The following is a 20998-nucleotide window of genomic DNA, read 5'->3' as shown; positions in this document are numbered from 1 at the left end:
GCCCACCAAGGGAGGAGGAAGACGACCATGACTGCCGTTCAAAGTGTTCTAGCGAAATCCGGTGCAGCAGGAGCTGCGGTATTTCCGGATTCGGACAGCCGCAAGTACCGGTATTTCGAGCCACGCAGCAAGCGGGCGACGCACTATGAGGACGTGACCGTAGACGTTCAGCCCGATCCTGAGCGCTATTTGCTGCAGGACTGGATCATCTCGTTTCCCAACGGGAAGGGGGCCTACACCAAGGACAACACGGCCGCGTTGAGCTCGAATTGGCACGCCTTCCGTGCGCCCGACCAGGAGTGGGAGCGCACCCACTACCAGCGCCAGTCCAAGATCGAGACGATGGTCCAATCGGTGATCGCCAACGGCCGCAAGTCCGGCGCGCCGAAGGGGTTCGACAAGGCCTGGGTCAAGATCCTGCAAAACCATCTCGGCGCGTGGAAACATGCCGAGTTCGGGCTCGGCACGTCGCTGATGCAGGCTCAGCGCTACGGTTATACCCAGATGATCAACAACGCGACCCTGACGAACTCGTCCTACAAGCTTCGTCTGGCCCAGGACATTACGCTCTATCTCGCCGAGATCGGAATGGACATTCCGGGCTTCGACGACGCCGCAGGCAAGCGGGCGTGGTTGGAGGACAAAGGCTGGCAGGGCACCCGCGAAGCGATCGAGTCGATCATGGGGTCGGCCGACTATCTCGAACAGTACTTCGCCACCAACATCGTGTTCGAGCCGCTGGTCGGCGAGCTGTTCCGCAGCGGCTTCCTGATGCAGGTCGGCTCGCCGAACGGCGATTTCATCACGCCGACGGTGATTTCGGCGGCCGAGGCCGACTATGAGCGCAATCTCGCCAACACGATCGATCTGATGCATCTGCTGGTGAGCGACAATCAGTATGCCGCGCACAACAAGAAGTTGTTTCAGGGCTGGGTGAACAAGCACGTGGCGCTGGCAAGCAAGGCGGCCGCCGGACTGCAGCCGATCTGGTCGCAGCCACATTCGAAGCCGGTGCAGTACGCCGACGTCCGCGCGCAGTCGGTCGAGCGCATCAAGAAGATTCTCGGCGAGCTCGGTCTCGTCCTTCCCAAGGAGTAGACTGCAATGTCCGTTGCTTCAAGAAGTGCGACTAACCAGAACATCTTCCAGAAGATGGGAGATCTTCGTTTCGAACAGACGATTTCCCATCAGTGCGGCGTCACTATGAACGACAGCGTCGAGGCGCGCGCCATCGCTGAATTCATGGGCAAGAAGCCGAACGTGACCGTGACTTACCAGCCGGCCCTGATCCGCATCGACGGCGAGGGCAAGCTGATCTTCAAGATGGACGAGATCAGCGACATCCTCGGAAAGGACATGACGGCCGAGATATTCGAAGTGAATACCTCGACCCATTACGGCCGGATGGTGCGCATCGACGACAATACGGTGACGCTGTTCGGGAACATGGACGAGGTCTTCGAATACATCGAGTGAAGCTCACTCACTGGGGGCCGCATCCTCAAAGGTGTGGCCCGCCGCTTCCAAGGTGTTCGCGCAGCTACGACGCGTGGATTGATCGAACAGAGCTAATCAAATTCCTGGAGACCATCATGTTCATAACTCCCACGGGCGAGGAAGTCTTCGTCATCGACGGTCACACCCACTTTTGGGACGGCAGTCCGGCGAACCAGCTCAACATTCACGGCAAGCAGTTCATTGATTGCTTCTATGCCTACCACAGCTCGCTCAGTCCAAAGGACAAGCTATGGCCCAAAGAGCAGTTCGAGAAGTACAGCGCAGAGCAGATGTACCGCGATCTGTTCGTCGACGGTCCGGACGACATGGCCATCGTGCAGTCGACCTACCTCACGGAATTCTACAAGAATGGATTCAACACCATCGACCGCAACGCCGAAATGGCGAAGAAGTACAAGGACCGCTTCATCGTCAACGGCGCATTTGATCCGCGCGACGGCGAGCGGGCGCTGGAATATATTCACTACATGAAAGAAACGTTCGGCATCAAGGGCGTCAAGCTCTACACCGCCGAGTGGAAGGGCGAGTCGCGGGGCTGGAAGCTCACCGATCCGAACGCCTATCGTTGCTTCGAGCTCTGCCAGAAGCTCGGTATCACGAACATCCACGTCCACAAGGGGCCGACCATCATCCCGCTGGACAAGGATGCATTCGATGTTCACGACGTCGATCATGCGGCGACCGACTTCCAGGGCTTGAATTTCATCATCGAGCATTGCGGGTTGCCCAGACTGGACGATTTCTGCTGGATCGCCGTGCAGGAGACCAACGTCTATGGCGGCCTTGCGGTCGCGCTTCCGTTCATTCACGGACGTCCCCGGTATTTCGCGGAAGTGATCAGCGAATTGCTGTTTTGGGTCGGCGAGGACAAGATTCTGTTCGGCAGCGACTATGCCATCTGGACGCCCCGCTGGCTGGTCGAGAAGTTCTGGAACTTCGAGCTGCCGGAGGATCTAAAGCAGGAGCACGGTGTCGATCTGACGCCGCAGGCCAAGAAGAAGATCCTCGGTCTCAACGCTGCGCGGCTTTATGGCGTGGACGTCGAGGCGCAGAAGGCGAAGCTTGCCAAAGGTACCTACGCGACCGCGGCGGGGTGACATCACATGAACGCGCCGTTCTTGAAGCATGACCGAAGGACCAGCGAGGTGTGGCAGCGCCTCGCGTTGGTCACAGACCCCGAACTCGACGAGTCGGTGACCGATCTCGGATTCGTCGAGCATGTCACCGTCGACGACGATGGTGATGTCGATATCGTCTTTCGGTTGCCGACATATTGGTGTTCGGCGAACTTCGCATTCCTCATGGCCGACGACATGCGCCGGGCGGTGTCGTCGCTGTCGTGGGTTCGCGAGGCGCGGCCGCAGCTTCGGGACCATATGGTCGCGGAGCAGATCAACCTTGGTGTCCGCGAAGGGAGGTCGTTTGCCGATGCACTCAAGGAGTTTGCGCCTGGAGGCTCGCTTGACGAATTGCGGGATAAGTTCCGCCGCAAGGCGTTCGAGCGGCGCCAGGAGGTCATGATACTGGCCTTGCGGGGGCTGGGCTATGAGGATCCGGAGATCTGCCGGATGAGTCTGCGTAGCTTTGACGAGGTCGAGTTCGCTTCGCCGGATGTTGCGCGCCAGAAGCCCCGCTATCGCGAGCTTCTGATTGAAGCAGGCCTGGCCTGCCTCCCGGAGGATCGCACGTTTGTCACCTACGAGGGGGCCCCCATCAAACGGCACGAACTGGCGTCTTATCTGCAGCGGCTGCGGGGAGTGCGCATCAATATGGAGTTCAACAGTTCATTGTGCAGAGGCCTGCTTGCTGTCCGCGATCGCGGACTCAGCGACGGCAATCCTGGACGGACGCCGTCACCGTGCGGAGGCTGTGGCAGCCGCTGTGCTGCTTCATCGGGCAGCCCCTGACCTTAGAGGAGCTAGAAGCGTGGGAGTGCGTTTTGCGCGCTGCCCGGAAGCGCCAAGAACCGGAGCGGTCAGCAAGTCCGCCCAATCAGACAACAAGATCCGACCGCTTGGGAGCGAAGCCAATGCCGAAAGTATTACTACATCATACCGAAGCCCGCCGTGCTCTCGCGCGCGGGGTCCAGAAGCTTGCAGCGGCGGTCGAATCGACCCTCGGTCCCAAGGGCATGAACGCGATGGTCGACAGGCCGATCGGCACGCCCATCGTCTCGCGCGATGGCGTCACCATTGCCTCTGAAATCGAACTGCCTGATCGCTTCGAGAACATGGGTGCGCAGGTGGTGCGCGAGGTCTCGATGCAGACCAACGAGGTCGCCGGCGACGGCACGACCACCGCCATGGTGCTTGCAAATGGCCTCATCCAGGGAGGCGTTGCAGCACTGGAGCGGGGCGCCAAGGCCGTCGATCTCTGCAAAGGGATCGACCGGGCCGTCGAGGTCGTTGTCGATGCTTTGAAGAGCTCGGCAATCGTCGTATCGGACCGCAAGACGCTGGAGGCGGTGGCCACGATTGCGTCGACCGACGCCCATCTGGGCGGTCTGATTGCGGAGGCGGTCCAGCGCGTCGGCAAGGATGGCATCATCAGTTCCGACTACGGGTTGACGACCAGCACGACGCTCGAAGTCGTCGAGGGCATGTCGTTCGATCGCGGTTACATCTCCCACCACATGGTGACGGATGTCGAAAAGATGGAGGTGGTGCTCGATCAGCCGTACATCCTCCTGACCGACTTGAAGATCAAAACGCCGGCCGAGCTGGTGGCGGTGCGTGCGACCGTTGCCGCGACCGGGCGGCCGCTCGTCATCGTCGCCGAGGAGATTGCGCCGGAAGTGGTCGTCACGCTGCTCGGCGATGACAATCGCGGCAAGATCCTGGTGGTCAATCCGCCTGATTATGGTCATTGGCGCAAGGCAATGATGGACGATCTCGCCATCATCACCGGCGGACGGGTCATCGCGCGCGAGCTTGGCGGCAGACTGGAAGAAACCGGCCTGACCGATCTCGGGACCGCACGGCAGGTGCGGGCCAGCGCGCGGGAAACGGTGATCATTCGCGGTGGCGGCGACGATGCGGCGATTGCGGCGCGGCGTCAGCAGGTGGCCAAGCAGCACGATCTGGCACCGCCTAACATCGAACAGGACAAGCTCAAGGAGCGGCTGGCGAAGCTGTCGGGCGGGACCGCCGTGATCCTTGCAGGCGGCGTCACTCCCGTCGAGCAGAAGCGGACGATCCAGTTGATCGACGATGCGCTCAGCGCGGCCCGCGCCGCGGTCGAGGAGGGCATCGTGCCCGGTGGCGGCACGGCGTTGGCGCAGTGCGCGCCGGTGGTGACGCGCACACTCGGCAACATCAATGGCGATCTGGGTGAGGGCATCAAGCTGGTGCGCGAAACCCTGTCGCGTCCCGCCGCTTTCATTGCCCGGAACGCAGGCCATGATGCGGAGACGGTCATAGCCGATCTGCAGAGTTCCCGGGCAGGGGTCGGGTTCGATGCCGCCAACGGCGTATTCATCGACATGGTGTCGGCTGGCATCATCGACCCCGTCCGGGTGACCTATACGGCACTTCGAAACGCCGCTTCCGTCGCCACGCTCGTGCTGACCACCAACACCCTGATTGCCGATGTGCCGGAGTACATCGATCCGACACAAGGGCCGGCATTGGGCGGCGGAGCGGAGAAGCTTGGCCGCGCATGAGGCACGTGCACGCGGTCCGCGTTCCACCGCACCGTCTCAGGAGACGATGCGGGCCGCGACCAGGGGGACAGAGGCCTCGATATCGAATCCATCACCAGGGAGGGGGAGCTATGCAGAAGTATGTTGCGGAATTTATCGGTACGTTCGCGCTGGTGTTCTTTGGCTGTGCGACCGTGATCTTCATGCGAGCTGAGGTCGGCTTGCTGGGCGTCGCGTTCGCATTCGGCCTGACCGTGGTCGCAATGGCCTATTCGATCGGACATATCTCCGGTGCTCATCTCAATCCGGCCGTCAGCCTCGGGATGCTCGTCGCCGGGCGGATGTCGCCGCGGGATTTCTCCGGCTATATCGTTGCGCAATTCGTCGGAGGAATCGCGGCTGCAGCCGTGCTGTACCTCATCGCCGAAGGCAAGGTCGGAGGCTACGATGTCGCGGCGAACGGCTTTGGCCAGAATGGCTGGGGCCAGTACGGTGTTTTATCCGCGTTTGTGTTCGAAGCGTCGGCAACCTTCCTGTTTCTGACGGTGATCCTTGGTGCGACGCAAAACGGAGCGGCGTCTGCCTATGCCGGGTTGGTGATCGGTCTGACGTTGGTCGCGATCCATCTTGCCGGCATTGCCGTGTCGGGCTCATCGGTCAATCCGGCGCGCTCGCTGGGGCCTGCATTGTTTGCTGGCTCCGATGCGCTGTCACAGGTGTGGCTCTATTTTGTAGCGCCGTGCCTGGGGGCCGCACTGTCCGGTTACGTCTTCAAGGCGGGGGTGACGCGCCAGATGGTGGCGACGGCGTGACGTTCGCGATCGCATGACTGATTGCACCGTGACAACGATCCGGAACGGGTTACAATCTTGAAAGTCCCGGCATGAGCCGAAGGAGGCAGTGTAACAAGCCTCCAGGCTCATCCGATCAGCCGGGCGGGAGGAAAGGGACATGGTCTACATCATCTCCAAGCGCGACGGTCCGCACCGGGAAGAGGTGGCGGCCAAGGACTTCCTTCAGAAGAACCGCACCACGATCAACGCGCTCGCCAATCATCTGACACTCGGGCGTTGGCAGCAGCTGCGCAATCCGACGCCTCCTCCGCAACCGCAGCCATCGGGCAAACTCTGGTCCACGCCGCCGGCCCGTCCAAAGGAGGCCGAGCCCTATGTGCGGATCAGCCATAACGGTCGCGTCGTGATCGCCGATCTTGCATCGGGACGGCAGCTCGATTTTGTCGGCGAATTGCGCGGCAACGGCCAATCGCGATACTTCGCTCTGGCGACACGCGAGAACGGGATCTTCGAGCCGCTAGACGACGAATTGTACAGGGTCCTGGCCGACCTTGAGGGAGTGAGTGTGCCCGACGAGACGTCGGAAGCCCACCTTGAACAGGTCATCTCAGGTCGCCTCGGCCTGGACGCGATCTCCAGAAGCGTCGAATGATCTGCGTGAGCGGAGCCTGTAGGGAAAGTGATCCCGATGGGCTCCGGCTCAGTTTGTGTTTGCCGATCGGGTTGCTGTTTGCCAACGGACGTATGGTGCTCCAATGCTGACGGAAACGCTCATGGCCAAGCCGCCGTTTTCCCTGGAAGGCTACAAAGCTTCGGACGCGGAGCAGGGGCGGCCATACGATGAGGGCGAAACCAACAAGGCATGGGAAAATTTCCTGACCTTCGGAGACCTGAGGCGCGAAAACGCTCCGGTGCGCGGTCTCATCGAGGAGTCATGGCAACGCAGTGTCAAGTCCGGGGTCGATGCTCGTGGCAAGGGCAGTAATCTCCTCGCCTCGCCGGATGATCTCTATGAGCTGCGTTTGAAGAACGATGACCTGCTTGGTTCGAGCGCCGAGACTTTCCGCCGCATTGCCGAGGTGCTTGGTGACGCCGCAACGATGGTCGTCATCACCGACAGGAACGGCGTCGTGCTGGAGGTCGGGGGCGATCGGCGGACCATTGATGCAGGGCACGATATTCGCCTGGAAGCCGGCGCGGCCTGGGCCGAAGCGGTCACCGGCACCAATGGCATTGGCACAGCGCTGGTCACGGGAAAGCCGGTTCATGTCCATGCGGCCGAGCATTTCTCGGAGGGCATCAAGGCATGGACTTGTGTCGGTAGCCCCATTCGCAGTCCGATAGACCGCAGCATCATCGGCATCGTAGACTTTTCCGGACCTCAGGCAATCTTTCATCGGCACAATGTGGCCCTGGCGGTGGTCGCGGCCCATCACATCGAACTGGCGCTCTCGGAAAAGGTCCGCATCGAGAGAATACGGCTTCTCGAGGCGAGCATTTCCCGAATGCCGGGAATGAATAGTGCTGACGGGGTTGTCATTCTCGACCGGTTCGGCCGGGTCATTCACCACAACGACATGGCATCCGTCCGCTGGCACCGGATTGCGCAGTCGCATGACTTGAGTATCGGGCAGCAGCTTCTCCCAAGTGACGAGGGCTTTTTGGCGAGAGACCTCGCCAAAGGGCTGCCCGAGGAACTGCGCGAGCAGCGGATCGAGCCGTTGGTGGTCGACGGCGTGGTGAAGGGCGCGATGCTTGTGCTCGCGGCGAAGCCACGCGCCAGGCTTGCCCGATCCCAGATGTCGCCAGCAGCCCACACCGCACTTGTCTCGGCCAAGGAAGCGATTGTTGGATGCAGTGACGCGCTGGTGCAAACGATCGAGAAGATTGAGCGGGCGGCGCTTGGACGAACGGCAATCCTGCTCGAGGGTGAGACGGGCGTCGGCAAGGAACTCTTCGCCCGTCTGGTTCACGCCGCCAGCCAAAATACGGGCAAGGAGCCATTCATTGCCTTCAATTGCGGTGCGGTCTCCAAGGAGCTTCTCGGCGGCGAATTGTTCGGGCATGCGCCGGGCGCTTATACCGGCGCGACGCGCGAGGGCAGGCCCGGACGGTTTGAGTTTGCCAATGGCGGCGTGCTCAGCCTTGACGAGATCGGCGAGATGCCGATGGACTTGCAGCCTTACCTGCTCCGTGTGCTGGAGGAGCGCGCGGTGTACAGGCTTGGTGACAGCAAGGCGCGACCTGTGGACGTCCGGCTCGTAGCGTCGACCAATCGGAATCTGAAGCAGGAAGTGGCGGAGGGGCGTTTTCGCAAGGACCTGTACTTCCGGATCGGTGTCGTCAAGTTCACCATACCGCCACTTCGTGAGCGTTTGGGTGATGTCGATATCCTGATCGATCATTTCAACAGGCAGTTTGCGGAGACCTACAGCACCCAACCGCTACATTTCGAGGCAACGACGATGGAGTTGCTGCGGCGCTATAGCTGGCCGGGGAATGTTCGCGAACTGCGCAATCTGGTCGAGAACCTCGTGCTGATGACGATCACCGGCATCGTCGCTCCCCGGGATTTGCCGGAGGATTTCGTGGAAATGGCGTCGGCTCAGCCCTCCTCGGTGTCCGTGCAGGCGGGGCAGAGCTCGACGGGATCAGGAGGCGATGAGATTGCGCGTTTCGACGAAGTGGAACGCCGTACCATCGAGAGGGCGGTCGCGAATGCAGGTGGTAACATTGCCGCCGCTGCCGAGAAGCTCGGGCTTTCGCGCGCGACGCTGTATCGAAAATTGCACCAATACCGTTCCCGGACCTGAAGGCGGGATGAGGCATGGCGGCTGTCTGGAAAGAGCAGAGCGGCGGCGAGGGGGCGACCAACGCTGTGGCAATCGCATCGCAGATCCTTGCACGCGCAGACCGCGATGTCACTTTCGTGGTGCAACTGCTTGGCGAAAGCCAGAATCTGCTGGTTAGGCATTTCATCGTGTTCATCGAGGTCGAACTCGCAAAGCGCGATATCAGTTACGGTGCGCATCCGCTATTGCGTCCCTTCGTCGAAACGCATGCACGCGAGCTTTCGGAATTCGTCTTGAAGGGAATCGGCTTACGGCACCAGTTCGGCCTTCAGGTCATCGAGACGATGGCCGGCGATCCGGCGCGGTTGCTAAGGGTCGATCTGTGGGACTCGCTGCAATCTCACATCAATGACGCGCAGCAACACTTTGTATCTGGTGTCGGAGGCCTGCAGCGGATCCTGACTCAGATCGAGGCGGACTCATGAGTGACGATCCTCCGATCCTGATCGAAGTGCTGAAGGAACGATTGGCTGTCGTTCAGGAGATATCGGCCGCTCAATCGCGCAATCTTCTGAACTTCCAGCTTGGCGGTGGTGCGGAATTCGAGATTCAGGAGATTGAGCGTGAGATTGCCACGACAGGCGCCTCGCATGCGCTCGCCCAGGCGCTTGAGGAAGCACGGGCGCGCCTGAAAAGCGCAACCGCCGGCATGGCAGCATGCGACACTCAATGCGCCGTACTGGAACGACGCCTTGACGATCTTGACAGGCGGATTGCCGCCGGCAGGTGAGACGTTCGATGGACACGATGGAAGCAGAGACTGCAACGCTTTATGATTTGCTCGGGCGGCACTGGACGGTGCGGGCGCCCGTCACCAGTACGGCCTTCGCTGGAGACGCAGTCGCATTTGCGCTCACCGATGGCGCGCTGGCAATCGCTCCGTTGACCGATATCGAGCGGCCGCAGGATCGCTGTCGTATCGCGCTGGACGGAGGCCGCGCCACAATCTCGCCGCGGCGGAAACCGGTGCCCCCATTGACGAAGGTCGTCATTAGCGACGCACCGCTTCATCTCGCCTCGATCGGGTCGTCGGGCTTTGTCGCAAATGAGCGCAGCCGGCTGCTCGGCGTGTCGCCATCCGGCGTCACGCATCTGATCGCGGACCATGGGTCCGCAATCGATCTCGTCGCCCCGGTGCAGGCCGGGGGCATTCTGGCCGCTTCCGGTGGATCGGTCATATTTTACGATCCCAATGGCGAAGTCGGCTGGCTCCAGGAGCGCGCGGGCAGGAATGCATCGGCACTGGCTGTATCAAGTGATGGTCGGCGCTTTGCGATGGGAGTCGACGATTGCGTGCTTGTTCGTGCCTTCGGGGCACGACCAGAGCCGGTGGCCTCATTCGAGCTCGGCCCAATTTCCAATTTGGCGTGGAGTCCCGATGGAAGCTGGTTGGCCGCGTCTATCGTGGGGACTGGCGTCGTCTTGGTCCGCCTTGCCGATGCCCGGATCGTTCGGATTTCCAGTTATCCTGGGAACAATTCATCCCTGGCGTGGAGCACGGACTCCCGCGTTCTTGTCACGAGCGGAGCTTATCGAATAATCGCGTGGGACATTTCCAGCCTGAGCGACGACAGCGAACGGCCGGCCAGCCTTTCGACAGGCCATGCCCGACCCGTGCTCGTGGATGCAATAGATATAAACCCCGAGGGTCAGCTGATTGCAGCAGGGTACCGGGACGGCATGGTGGTTGTCGCCAAGATGGGGGAATCGGACGAACTGGTCGTCAAGCCACCTGGCGGGGGCGCGGTCCACGCACTTCGGTGGTCGGCCGATGGCCAGCATCTTGCATTCGGCTCGGATAACGGGGAGGCGGCGATCATTACGTTTCCTTCCCACATTTTCAAATAGCGGGTCCGCGCCAGAGCGAAAGTCTTCCGCTGTCATTAGGAGGGGTACCATGACGTCTACTCGATCGCTAAATGAAGCCGACAGCAAAGATCAGTACTTCAAGGAGCTGGCCGAGCTTTCCGAGCGGATGATCGCCGCGCATGGCAAGGAGTTCTCTATGGGCGCTCTCGTGCTGGCGGCAAGGTTCATCGCAGAAAACAAACCTTTCGAGCGAAGTGCGGCAACGACGAGCTGAGCGAAGCCAACGATTGATAGCCGTTGTTGCGGATATTGCGCTAAGCCGGACAAGAACGAACTGTGTGTGTCGATCAGCGAAGCCGTGATGGTAAGCGGTGCCCGCCCGTTGATTTTCTGCAATTTGGGGCGACCTGCCGCAATTTGGCTGGAGCTTGCGCAAACCAGCCCATGATGGATGGAGCGAGAGTTCAAGTCTTGAAAAAAGATAGCAGGCCGCGTGTGCACCGGGAGATCAAGAAAAATCTATCGTCGTCAAGTCTTGAGGGCCTCCTTGAATTGACGTGTGACGGCTGCAAAGCGGTGATGGGTAGAGAGAGGTCGAGCCGCTGGCTCGCGCATTGTGGCGAAGACGCTAGTGTTCCTCACGGCATTCGGCCGTTCGGGAGAAGCTGAACCAACTACAGTCGACGATAGAGTTAATGTGGGGTTTGGGTCGCTCCCTGTTCGCATGGGCTGCACTTTGTCCGCCACACTGCTCTTCTATGTTCATCAACAGGGGGCGCGCAGGCGTCACAAGTCAGCTGATGTTGGTCCCGTGACCGCGTGACGGACGAGGGCAATGACCTCATCGGCCTCCTGCTCGGTGCTGTCAAAGCGGGCGACGAACCGGATCACCTCGTCGCCTCGTCGCGCGAATTGCAGCCCGTTCGCCGTGAGCCGGTCGATGGCTAGTGCGGGCAGCTTGGCGAAAATCAAATTGGCTTCCACCGGAGCGACGAGCCGAACGTCAGGCAGTGCGGCGAGTCCTGCTCCAAGGTAGGCAGCCACGGAATTGGCCTTTGCCGCGAGTCGTAGAAAAAGGCGATCCTCGACATAAGCGAGCAGCTGTGCGGACGCATAACGCATCTTCGACGCGGTCTGTCCGGCGCGGCGAAGCCGATAGGACAGGGGTTCAACAAGGTCGTGGTCGAAGACCACGATCGCATCCGCTGACATCGCCCCGTTCTTGGTTGCTCCAAACGACAGGATGTCGACGCCCGCTCGCCAGGTCATATCGGCCGGGCTGCAGCCGAGCCGCGCCAAGCCGTTGGCGAACCGGGCGCCGTCCATGTGCAGCGATAGATTCTTGTCACGGGCGATTTCGCCGATCGCGGCGATCTCGGCGAGAGGGTAGACCGTCCCATATTCGCTGGCCTGAGTGATCGACACCGCATCGGGCTGGGCGCGATTGCGGACTCCCCAAGCCGCCCCGGTAACCACCTCGCGCAGGATTGGTGGCTCGATCCGAAAATGCCGGCCGGGCAACGTGAGAAGCTTTGCGCCACCTGTAAAGGCTTCGGTCGCGCCGCCTTCCGCCGTGTCGATATGTGCTTCCTTGTGACAATAGATCGCGCCGTAGGGCCGCACGCAGGCTGCGAGCGCCAAAGCATTGGCTGCCGTGCCGGTCGAGACTGGGAACACCGCGACCTCGGTCTCGAACAGCGTCGAGAAGCGCTGATTCAGCAATTTCGAATAATCGTCGTCGCCATAAGCGGCGGCTGAGCCACGATTAGCCTCCTCGATCGCTCGCAGTATCTCAGGGCTGACCGGCGCGACGTTGTCGCTGCGAAAATTCGGGAGCGCTTTGGTTGCTTCGTTCATGCCGTCCTCGGCCGCCGTCAGATCACGGTCGTTTCGTGTTTGCTTATGCGCCAGTTGATCAGGAGCAACGGGATTGCGGTGACCAGGATGAGCACCGCGGCTGCGGCGGCTGCGAGTCCCGCGCCAGTGCCCTCGATGGCATGGTACATCACGACGGTTGTGGTGACCCAGCCGCTCGCATAGAGCACGATAGTTGCGCTCAACTCGGAGGCTGCGGTGATCCAGACCAGCACCAGCCCGCCGACAAGGCCCCTCGCCATCAGCGGCACCGTCAGAGTCGCGAAGGTTTTGCTCGGCGAGACCCCGAGATTGATTGAGGCTTCCTCGAGCGAGGGATCGAGTTGATGCACGATCGCTGAGGACGACCGGATCGCGAAGGGCAATTTGCGGACGACGTAGGCGATGACCAGGATCAGCCAGCCGCCGGTCAAGATCAAAGGGCCGCTGTTGAACGCGATGATAAGTCCGATCGCCAGGATCGTACCGGAAACCGCAAACGGCACCATGCCGACGAAATCGAGCAATCCTGACAAGCGCGAGCGGTGCCGGGCCACCACGTAGCCGATCGGAGCGCCGATCAGCATAGTGGCGATGGCCGCAATGCTGGCGAGTATCAGCGTGTTGAGCAGCGGCCGATAGGAGCCCGACAACAAGGTCGCGTAATTGCCCAATCCGAACTCCCAGGTCAGCACGGGGCCACGGAAGCGCAGGACGGAGATCATCAACACGGCTGCAAAAGGCAGCAGCGAGGCAATCACAATGCCCCAACTCACGACCGTAGCCACCAGCCGCGGTCCCGGTGTCAGCGGCAGCTTCGCGGCCGCACTGCGGGCATTGGTTGAGAAGCGGCGCTTGCCGAGATAGTGCCGTTGAACGACAAGCGCGAGCGCCGTGCAGGCGATCAGGAGCACGCTGAGCGCACCCGCAGCAGCCGGATTGGCGTCAGATTCGCCGGCGAACAGCTTGAAGATGTCGACGGCCAGGAACGGGCGGTCCTCAGCCAGCACCGCTGGCACGCCGAAATTCTCCAGCGCCTCAATGAACACCAAAATTCCGCCGGCAAGTATCGCCGGCATCACGATCGGCAGCAGCACGGTGCGGATCACATAGGACCGTGAACCGCCGAGATTGCGGGCTGCCTCCTCCATCGAAGCATCGACGGCCTGGAAGCCGGCCATCACGGGCATGACGACGTAGGGATAGAGAGTCAACGTGAACACGATGACGATGCCGGGTAGGCCATAGATCGAGCCGATCGGGATGCCGAGTCCGCGCAAGGCGCTAGTGATGACGCCGGCATGACCGAACAGCAGCACGAGCGCATAGGCGCTGACGAAGGAGGGCAGGACCAGCGGCAGGGAGGCAAGCGTTAGCAGCAGTGCGCGGCCCGGTATGTCGATCCGGGCAAGACAGAAGGCGAGCGGGATGCCGATCGCGCATGTGAAGGCCGTCGCGAGCGCGGCGCAGAGCAGACTATTGCCGATGCCGCCAAGGTAGTATCGGCTCTTCACAATCGCCGCAAAATTCCCAAGCGTCAGCCCGCCTGTGCCGTCGATCCGTATGCTCGCATCCAGAACGAGAGCCAGCGGGTAGAGCAGAAAGACCGCGAGCAGCACCAGCGCCGCCAGCGCCACGATGGTGGCAAAGCGTTTCATGGCGCCGGATACGCCGTGATCTGGGCAGGATCGTAGGCAAGGGTGAGCGGCGCGCCGGGCAAGACATCAAGTACCTGGCCGCCGAGCGCTGTGATCCGTAGCTGGGTGCCGTCCGGCAAGGTTGCGTGGAGACGCTGCATCGGGCCCAGAAATTCGCGTAGCGCCAGACGTGCCTGGACGAGCGGACCCTCGGAACTGCTTCCCAGCCGCAGGGCCTCCGGCCTGACCGACAGCAACACCGGTGCGCCCGGTGACGCAACCTCGCCTCTGACCGAGAACTCCGTTCCGGCCGCCGCGACAGGGGTGTTGCGGCCATCGAAAGCGCCGGCGATGCCCGGCACCACATTGGTCGAACCGAGGAACTCGGCGACGAACGCAGTCTGCGGCATCCGATAGATGCGTTCGGGCGTGTCCACTTGCTCGATCTTGCCGCGACGCAAGACGGCGATGCGGTCGGAGATGGCGAGCGCCTCCTCCTGATCGTGCGTCACGTAGATCGCAGTGAGGCCGAGCGCCTGCTGGAGCTGTCGGACCTCGATTCGCATTTCGGTGCGCAGTTGCGCGTCGAGATTGGAGAGAGGCTCGTCGAACAGGAGCACGGCGGGTTCGATCACGAGCGCGCGGGCGATCGCCACGCGTTGAAGCTGGCCACCGGAGAGCTGGTGTGGCGAGCGTGGACCGTAACCTGCTAGGCGCACCCGCTCGAGCGCTTTGTCGACACGCGATGCGATCTCGGCAGCCGGGACCTTCCTGGCCTTCAGCCCGTAGGCCACGTTTTCGGCGACGGTGTGGTTCGGGAAGATCGCGTAGTTCTGAAACACCATGCCGGTGTTGCGGCGATGCGCGGGCACGGCATCGATGCGCCGGTCGTCGAAGGAAATGGATCCGGATTCGACATCCACGAAGCCGGCGATCATGCGCAGCAGCGTCGTCTTCCCGCAGCCCGAAGGCCCGAGCAGCGTGAACAGCTCGCCGTGCCTGATGTCGAGCGAAATGTCGTCCACGGCCCGCACCGCGCCGAAGGTGCGGGTCAGACTTTCAATCCGAATCCTGGTCATGGGATCAGCGCGTGTTCTGGATCGTGGTCTTCAGACGCGCGAGGGTGTCGCGCCGGGCCGCTTCCCATTTGGCGTCGTCATAAGGCAGCACCTTGATCGCCCGGAAGGGCAGCATCCCGGGTGCGACTGCCTCGAGCTCGATATCTTGACGGGCAGGGCGCCGGAAAGTCGCTTTCAGCAACATCTCCTGAACTTCTTTGCTGGCCAGGTAGTCGACCAGCCGCTTGGCGGGCCCGGGGTTCGGTCCGCCTTTCAGGATGGCCGCGCCCTCGACGCCCGCATATGTGCCCTCGGCCGGATAGGTGACGCTCACTGGCGCGCCATTATGGGCCCACAAGAAGCCGGCATATTCGAGGGTGATGCCAAGTGGATATTCGCCGCTACCGATCCCGTCGAACACCTGGGTCGAGCGGTTGAGCACCTTCGCATTGGCAAGCAACCCGTCCATCCTCGTCCAGGCCGCGTCATCCGCACCCCACAGCGACAGAAGTGTGGTCGCGGCCGCATATGAGAATCCCGAATTGGCCGGGTCGGTGAAAGCGAGCTTGCCCTTCCATTTCGGATCGAGGAGGTCGGCCCAGGATTTGGGCCCGCTGGTCTTGTCGATCGCCTTGGTATTCTGCCCGATCACAACGACCTGGATGTTGGTGCCCAGCCAAAGGTCGTTTGGATCGCGGAATTGGGCGGGCACGACTTCGCGGCCCGTGGCCGGGTAAGCCTGAAGATGTGGACTCGCCAGCCGCAGCAGCGTCGCATTGACACCCCAGATTACGTCACCCTGCGGATTGGCGGACTCAGAGGCGACACGGCGTACAAGGACACCCGATCCGGTCGAAACCACGTCGACTTTGATCCCCGTCGCCTTGGCGAAGCCTTCGGCGACAAGCTTGTTCACGGTGTCGTCGTTGGCCGAATAGAGCACGACGCTCTGCTGGGCCGCGGCCAGCCCGGCCGCGAACAGCGATACCGCGAGGGCCACGACTCTGGCGAGGACGGAGGCAGGACATCTCATCATAGTTCGCCTTTATCGGTTCAATCGTCGCTCATGTGGTGGCAGCGAGGTACACGGTGGCCGCCTTGAGCCCGGCGCCCGGCTCAATCGGCAAGCCGAGCTTCGTGAGTGAGTCTTCAAGATGCAGAAGGTCGGTCAGAATGGTCCCCGTGCTCAAAGCACCCATCGTGCCAAACCGGATGACACGGCCAGAGAGACGGTTGCGGGCGCCTGCGATCACCGTGCGGTGATCCTGGTAGAGCTGCCGGACGATGGCTCCGCCTTCGAGCCCGTCTGGGACCTTGAAGACCACGACCGTGCTCGAGCGCGGCCCATCGCGGCAAAAATCTGCTAGTCCGAGCGCCGCGCCGCCGGCGCGCAGCGCGGCTGAGAGCTTCTTGTGGCGCTCGAGCACATTGGCGAAGCCTTCCTCATGCATCATCGTCAAGGCCTCTCGCAGACCGTAGATGAGGCTCACCGGCGCCGTGAATGCGGTCTCGTTCTGCTCTGCGGATTTCAGCGCGCGACGGAAATCCCAATAGAAGGTCGATCGCTGCTTGTCCTGCCCGATCACGCGCCACGCCTTGGCGCTCACGCTGGCAAGTGCGAGGCCGGGCGGGCACATCAAGGCTTTTTGCGAGGCTGAGACCACGATATCGACGCCCCATTCGTCCTGCCGCATCTCGATGCCGCCAAGACCGCTGACAGAATCTGCGATCAGCAGCGTTGGCCGGTTGCGCACGAGCGCGCCGAGCGCTGCGAGATCGGCCACGATCCCGGTTGAGCTCTCATTGTGCACGGCGACGACGGCGCAATAGGTGTGCTCGCGCAACCGGGTCTCCACCGCGGCGATATCGATCGCCTGGCCCCATTCGATCGCGACCGTGTCGACCGTGATGTTCATGGCCTTCGCGATGGCGGTGAAACGCTCGCCGAACTGACCATGCTCGATCACAAGGATCCGGCTGCCGGGTCCGGCTACGTTGACGAGCGCGGCCTCCATAACGCCTGTTCCGGAACTCGCAAAGAACAGGACATGGTTTGTCGTCCCCAGGATCGGACGGATCATCTTCTCCGCCTCGCCGATCGCGGTCCGGCATTCGTGACCGCGATGGTTGACCATTATCCGGGCCAATGCATGCCGCACCCGCTCGGGCACCTCAGTTGGACCGGGAAGCCGAAGACGGTAACCTGTCGAGGCGATGGCGGAGGAAGTCTCTGTGGCCGTCATAGCTTGAAGTCACCGTTCTGACGCATGTAGGGAACCAGGCCGCCCGCGCGCAGGATCGCCAGCATGATCGGTGGCAGAGGATCCGGGCTGAGCATCTCGCTACTACGTTCGTTGCGGATCGCGCCGCTGCCGTCGTAGATCAGGATGTCGCCCTCACTAATCCCGCCGGTATCGCAGACGAGCGGCAGCAGGCCGTTGTTGATGGCGTTGCGGTAGTAGGTCCGCGAGAATCCTCGAGCCAGCACTGCCGGAATGCCGGCGCCGAGCACTGTCGTGACGGCGACCTCCATGGCCGAACCGCAACCGAAATTCTTGCCCGCCACCAGGATGTCTCCGGGCTGTACAGAAGCTGCGAAGGCAGGATCGACATGTTCGAACAGGAATTGCTTCAGAATGGCGGGATCGAGGCTCTCCCGCTTGCGGCTCGAGCTGATGATCGAGTCGGTGTTGACGTCGTCGCCAACCAGTCGCGCGCGTCCCCGCAGAGCTGTCATCGCGACTCCTCGCGGGGATCAGTCACCACGCCGCGTGTTGCCGTGGCTGCGCAGGCAGCCGGGGAGGCGAGGTAAATCGATGCCTTGGCGTTCCCCATGCGGCCCTTGAAGTTGCGGTTGGCCGTCGAGATCACCGAAACCCCGTCTGCCGGGATCACTCCGCAGGTTCCGCAGCAGGAGCCGCAACCCGGCTCGACCACCGTCGCGCCGAAGCCGACCAGGGCGTCGAGCGTGCCGTCGGCCGCCATAGCGTCGCGGACCTCGCGCGATGCCGGCGTGACCACGAGCTGCACGCCGGGCGCAACGCCTCCACCCGCCTCGAGCACGGCGCGGGCCTGATGGAAATCGCGTAGCCTGCCGCCCGTGCAGGTGCCGAGATAGACCATCTGCACCGGCGTACCGGCCACATCCTCGAGTGGCACGACCTGATCCACCAGATGCGGCAACGCGATCTGCGGCGGGAGTGCGTCGAGCGCGATCTCCACGGTCCGGGTGTAGCGGGCATCCGGATCCGGTGCGATCGGTTCGAAGGCTTGGCCGGTGCGACCTTCCAGATACGCGACGGTCTCTTCATCGGCCGGGAAGATGCCGGTCTTCGCCCCCATCTCGACCGCAAGATTGCTCAGGACGAGGCGGTCCTCCAGCGTGAGCGTGGCGAGGCCGGGCCCCGCGAATTCGAGCGCCTGATAGGCCGCACCGTCGGCGCCGAGTCGGCCCGCGAGCGCCAGCGCGACATCCTTCGCATAGACGCCGCTCGGCAGTTCTCCGGTCAGAACGACGCGGATCGAGTCAGGGACGCGCAACCACATCCGGCCGCACAGCATGATTGCGGCAAGGTCGGACGAGCCGATCCCGGTCGCAAAACAATTCAGCGCCCCGTATGTCACGGCGTGGCTGTCGGCTCCAACGACCAAGCTGCCCGGCAGCGCGCGGCCGGTCTCGACGATGAGCTGGTGGCCGATTCCTTCGCCGGCCTCGTGCAGTGTGACGCCGAAGCGTTTGGCGAAGTCTCGCATCACGCGATGCAGTTCGATCGTTTGCGGGCTCGCGGGCGGCACGTAATGGTCGAGCGCAAAGACCAATCGCGCGGAATCGTGCACGTTCTTCCCGCCCATCGCCTTGAAATAATCGAGCGCCATCGGGACTGAACCGTCGGTACCGAGCGCGCAATCGACCTCGCAGACCACGAGGTCCCCGGCCTGCGCATCCTGCCCGGATTTTCGAGCAAGTATCTTCTCGGAGATCGTACGCCCGGCCATCGTTAGACCTCTGGCATCTCGCAGCCGAGACGGCGGAGCGAGGCGTCGACCCAGCTACGATCGAGCGTACCGGCTTCGATCGCCGCCATTTGCTTGGTCTCGGCAGCCCCCTTGGCTTCGGCGGCCTCGATCACCGCTCGGCAATCGTCGACGGCAACTGCGAGGACGCCGTCGTCGTCGCCCAACACCAAATCGCCGGGCAGTATGACCATGCCACCGATCGCGATCGGCCCGTTGATCTCGCCCGGACCGTCCTTGTATGGACCGCGATGGGTGACACCCGCTGCGAATACGGGCAGCGGGTTCGCCCGGATCGCAGCGGCATCGCGGATCGCGCCATGGATGACGACGCCGGCGACGCCGCGCCTGGCCGCCTGCGCGAGCATCATCTCTCCGAAGATTGCGTTGCTAAGGTCGCCAGCCGCATCGACCACGATGACGTCGCCGGCAACTGCCATGTCGAGCGCCTTGTGAACCATCAGATTGTCGCCGGGGCGGGTCTTCACGGTCAGAGCGGGACCAGCCATGCCACCGGCCGCATGCATGGGCCGGAGCGTCGCGCCGCCCGAGGCCATGCGTGACATCACATCACTAATATTGGCGACCGGAAGGGCGCGAGCCCGCTTGATCCATTCGTCCGCGACAGCGCGCTTGCGGGAGTGGATCCTGAACCCTACGGCCATACCGAACCCCATTGAAAATGGAACGCCGTTACGCATAGTGTAATGGTGATACGCCGAGGTCAACCCGGAATCGGCGGAACAGGGGATTTCGATGCCGAAAACGCAGGGGGTCGCCGCCGTGCAGCGCGCACTGGCGATCTTGGATACGTTCGCTGGAGCCGGCTCGCGCAGCCTGGCCGACATCGCCAAGATCACGGGTTTGGCAAAACCAACGGTGATGCGTTCGCTGGTATCATTGGACGAAGCCGGCTACGTCGTCCGCCTCAGCGACGGCCGCTACGCACTCGGTGCGAAGACTTTCCAGCTCGGTACCACCTATCGGGCCAATTTCAATCTCGAACAGCATGTGCTGCCGGTGCTTCAGCGGCTAAGCCAGCAGACGTTGGAGAGCAGCGCGTTTCACGTGCGCGAACGTGACAGCCGGCTCTGCCTATTTCGGGTGGATTCGCCGCAACTAGTACGCGACGTCGCACGGCTCACAAATCTCGCGCCGCTTGATTTGACCTCGACAGGACAAGTGCTGAGGATGGCCCGTTGGGCGGACCGGGTAGATGACGGCGTGCACATCTTTGTCAGCTCCGGAATTTACGACGCCGTGACGGCCTCTCTCTCCACCGCTGTCTTCGGCCACGACAGAGCACTGGTGGGGGCCATGACGGTCAGCGGCCCCGTCGAACGCATACGTCGCGCCGATCTCGGGGCGTTGGCGGCCCGGCTCACCGACGCCTCGCATCAGCTGTCGCTTGTGCTCGGCGCGCCACTGCCCCGGGAGGTCGGCGCGCCGCGCATCATCAGCTTACCATCGGCGGAAACCGGCTCTCCCTGAACCTCCTCCAATTTGAGCTGTTTGGCGGAAGCTTGCCCGAGCTGGGTGGTGATGGATTGGAGCGAGAGCTCAAGGGTTTCAATTGGTTAGAGAGCTGCGTGTGCACACGGTGGTGCACCGAGAGATGCAGAAAAATCCATCAAGAGCACGTTCTTGCCGGTCTGAAGCCGCTCAGTGCGAATCGCGCGTACCCGTGCCAACGTGGGCTCATCGAGGCCCGTTTCGACAGCAAATGGCTTGGTCACCTCGTGAGTCTGAAGGCGCGCAAAGAGCGCCTGAAGGGCAGGCTCGGCACTCAATTCGCATCCTTTTCCCTGACAGAGGGAAATTC

General features: G+C 62.2%; 21 protein-coding genes and 1 pseudogene. 13 read left to right on the top strand and 9 right to left on the bottom strand.

Translation table 11 applies throughout. The features are described from left to right. Positions 1-27: 27 nt before the first annotated feature. The 12 genes from ACVIYL_RS37390 to ACVIYL_RS37335 all read left to right on the top strand — a co-directional run bounded on the left by ACVIYL_RS37390 (position 28) and on the right by ACVIYL_RS37335 (position 10887). Entirely contained in the window at positions 28-1098 is a 1071-nt protein-coding gene (locus ACVIYL_RS37390) for an aromatic/alkene monooxygenase hydroxylase subunit beta (protein ID WP_225646127.1), read from the top strand. 6 nt (positions 1099-1104) lie between these two features. Next, entirely contained in the window at positions 1105-1476 is a 372-nt protein-coding gene (locus ACVIYL_RS37385) for an MmoB/DmpM family protein (RefSeq protein ID WP_028345441.1), read from the top strand. 116 nt (positions 1477-1592) lie between these two features. Further along, entirely contained in the window at positions 1593-2615 is a 1023-nt protein-coding gene (locus ACVIYL_RS37380) for an amidohydrolase family protein (RefSeq protein WP_253609241.1), read from the top strand. 6 nt (positions 2616-2621) lie between these two features. Then, complete coding sequence (locus tag ACVIYL_RS37375) at positions 2622-3425, top strand: iron-sulfur cluster assembly protein (protein WP_253609240.1); 804 nt, start codon at positions 2622-2624, stop codon at positions 3423-3425. Between the two features lie 122 nt (positions 3426-3547). Continuing rightward, positions 3548-5179 carry a molecular chaperone GroEL gene (gene groEL, locus ACVIYL_RS37370; RefSeq protein ID WP_253610040.1) on the top strand — a complete coding sequence of 544 codons (1632 nt, stop codon included), beginning with the start codon at positions 3548-3550 and terminating at the stop codon, positions 5177-5179. 110 nt (positions 5180-5289) lie between these two features. Further along, positions 5290-5970 carry an MIP family channel protein gene (locus ACVIYL_RS37365; RefSeq protein WP_225646130.1) on the top strand — a complete coding sequence of 227 codons (681 nt, stop codon included), beginning with the start codon at positions 5290-5292 and terminating at the stop codon, positions 5968-5970. Between the two features lie 139 nt (positions 5971-6109). Next, positions 6110-6604: a hypothetical protein gene (locus ACVIYL_RS37360; RefSeq protein WP_456780900.1), complete on the top strand. Its 495-nt coding sequence runs from the start codon at positions 6110-6112 to the stop codon at positions 6602-6604. A 121-nt stretch (positions 6605-6725) separates the two neighbouring features. Beyond that, positions 6726-8765 (top strand): sigma-54-dependent Fis family transcriptional regulator, encoded by a 2040-nt coding sequence (locus tag ACVIYL_RS37355; RefSeq protein ID WP_225646132.1) that lies wholly within the window; start codon positions 6726-6728, stop codon positions 8763-8765. A gap of 14 nt (positions 8766-8779) precedes the next feature. Further along, positions 8780-9229, top strand: a complete 450-nt coding sequence (locus tag ACVIYL_RS37350; protein ID WP_253609236.1) for a hypothetical protein — start codon at positions 8780-8782, stop codon at positions 9227-9229. Continuing rightward, positions 9226-9534: a hypothetical protein gene (locus ACVIYL_RS37345; protein ID WP_225646134.1), complete on the top strand. Its 309-nt coding sequence runs from the start codon at positions 9226-9228 to the stop codon at positions 9532-9534. Before ACVIYL_RS37350 ends, ACVIYL_RS37345 begins: the two co-directional genes overlap by 4 nt. 8 nt (positions 9535-9542) lie before the next feature. Continuing rightward, on the top strand, positions 9543-10652 hold the full coding sequence (locus ACVIYL_RS37340) for a WD40 repeat domain-containing protein (RefSeq protein ID WP_456780899.1): 1110 nt from the start codon (positions 9543-9545) through the stop codon (positions 10650-10652). A 49-nt stretch (positions 10653-10701) separates the two neighbouring features. Continuing rightward, positions 10702-10887, top strand: a complete 186-nt coding sequence (locus ACVIYL_RS37335; RefSeq protein ID WP_028345431.1) for a hypothetical protein — start codon at positions 10702-10704, stop codon at positions 10885-10887. 512 nt (positions 10888-11399) lie between these two features. Here the strand turns inward: ACVIYL_RS37335 and ACVIYL_RS37330 are convergent. From ACVIYL_RS37330 to ACVIYL_RS37290, 9 genes and pseudogenes are all read right to left on the bottom strand, one after another. After that, positions 11400-12470 carry a threonine aldolase family protein gene (locus ACVIYL_RS37330; protein ID WP_456780898.1) on the bottom strand — a complete coding sequence of 357 codons (1071 nt, stop codon included), beginning with the start codon at positions 12468-12470 and terminating at the stop codon, positions 11400-11402. Between the two features lie 17 nt (positions 12471-12487). Next, the gene (locus ACVIYL_RS37325; RefSeq protein WP_375167145.1) at positions 12488-13024 is read right to left on the bottom strand and encodes an ABC transporter permease; all 537 of its coding nucleotides are present in this window, start codon (positions 13022-13024) and stop codon (positions 12488-12490) included. A 333-nt stretch (positions 13025-13357) separates the two neighbouring features. Further along, positions 13358-14125 (bottom strand): annotated as a pseudogene (locus ACVIYL_RS37320) (ABC transporter permease); the annotation flags it as partial. Beyond that, positions 14122-15183 (bottom strand): ABC transporter ATP-binding protein, encoded by a 1062-nt coding sequence (locus ACVIYL_RS37315; RefSeq protein ID WP_225648224.1) that lies wholly within the window; start codon positions 15181-15183, stop codon positions 14122-14124. The pseudogene ACVIYL_RS37320 and the gene ACVIYL_RS37315, both read right to left, overlap by 4 nt. Positions 15184-15187: 4 nt before the next feature. Then, a complete protein-coding gene (locus tag ACVIYL_RS37310) occupies positions 15188-16162 on the bottom strand; it encodes an extracellular solute-binding protein (protein ID WP_225648225.1) in 975 nt (324 codons plus the stop codon). Positions 16163-16226: 64 nt separating this feature from the next. After that, positions 16227-17297 (bottom strand): pyridoxal-phosphate-dependent aminotransferase family protein, encoded by a 1071-nt coding sequence (locus ACVIYL_RS37305; protein ID WP_253609231.1) that lies wholly within the window; start codon positions 17295-17297, stop codon positions 16227-16229. A gap of 104 nt (positions 17298-17401) precedes the next feature. Next, positions 17402-17899 carry a LeuD/DmdB family oxidoreductase small subunit gene (locus ACVIYL_RS37300; protein WP_253609230.1) on the bottom strand — a complete coding sequence of 166 codons (498 nt, stop codon included), beginning with the start codon at positions 17897-17899 and terminating at the stop codon, positions 17402-17404. Further along, entirely contained in the window at positions 17896-19158 is a 1263-nt protein-coding gene (locus tag ACVIYL_RS37295; protein WP_253609229.1) for a 3-isopropylmalate dehydratase large subunit, read from the bottom strand. The genes ACVIYL_RS37300 and ACVIYL_RS37295 overlap by 4 nt, the downstream gene beginning before the upstream one ends. Before the next feature lie 2 nt (positions 19159-19160). Further along, entirely contained in the window at positions 19161-19841 is a 681-nt protein-coding gene (locus ACVIYL_RS37290) for an RraA family protein (RefSeq protein ID WP_225648229.1), read from the bottom strand. 91 nt (positions 19842-19932) lie between these two features. Between ACVIYL_RS37290 and ACVIYL_RS37285 the strand changes: the two genes are divergently transcribed. Further along, positions 19933-20667, top strand: a complete 735-nt coding sequence (locus ACVIYL_RS37285) for an IclR family transcriptional regulator (RefSeq protein WP_225648230.1) — start codon at positions 19933-19935, stop codon at positions 20665-20667. The last annotated feature ends 331 nt before the right edge of the window (positions 20668-20998 follow it).

This window comes from Bradyrhizobium sp. USDA 3315, from assembly GCF_054056795.1.
Note: the sequence above shows the minus strand (reverse complement) of the source record. Positions and strands in the feature narration are given on the sequence as shown.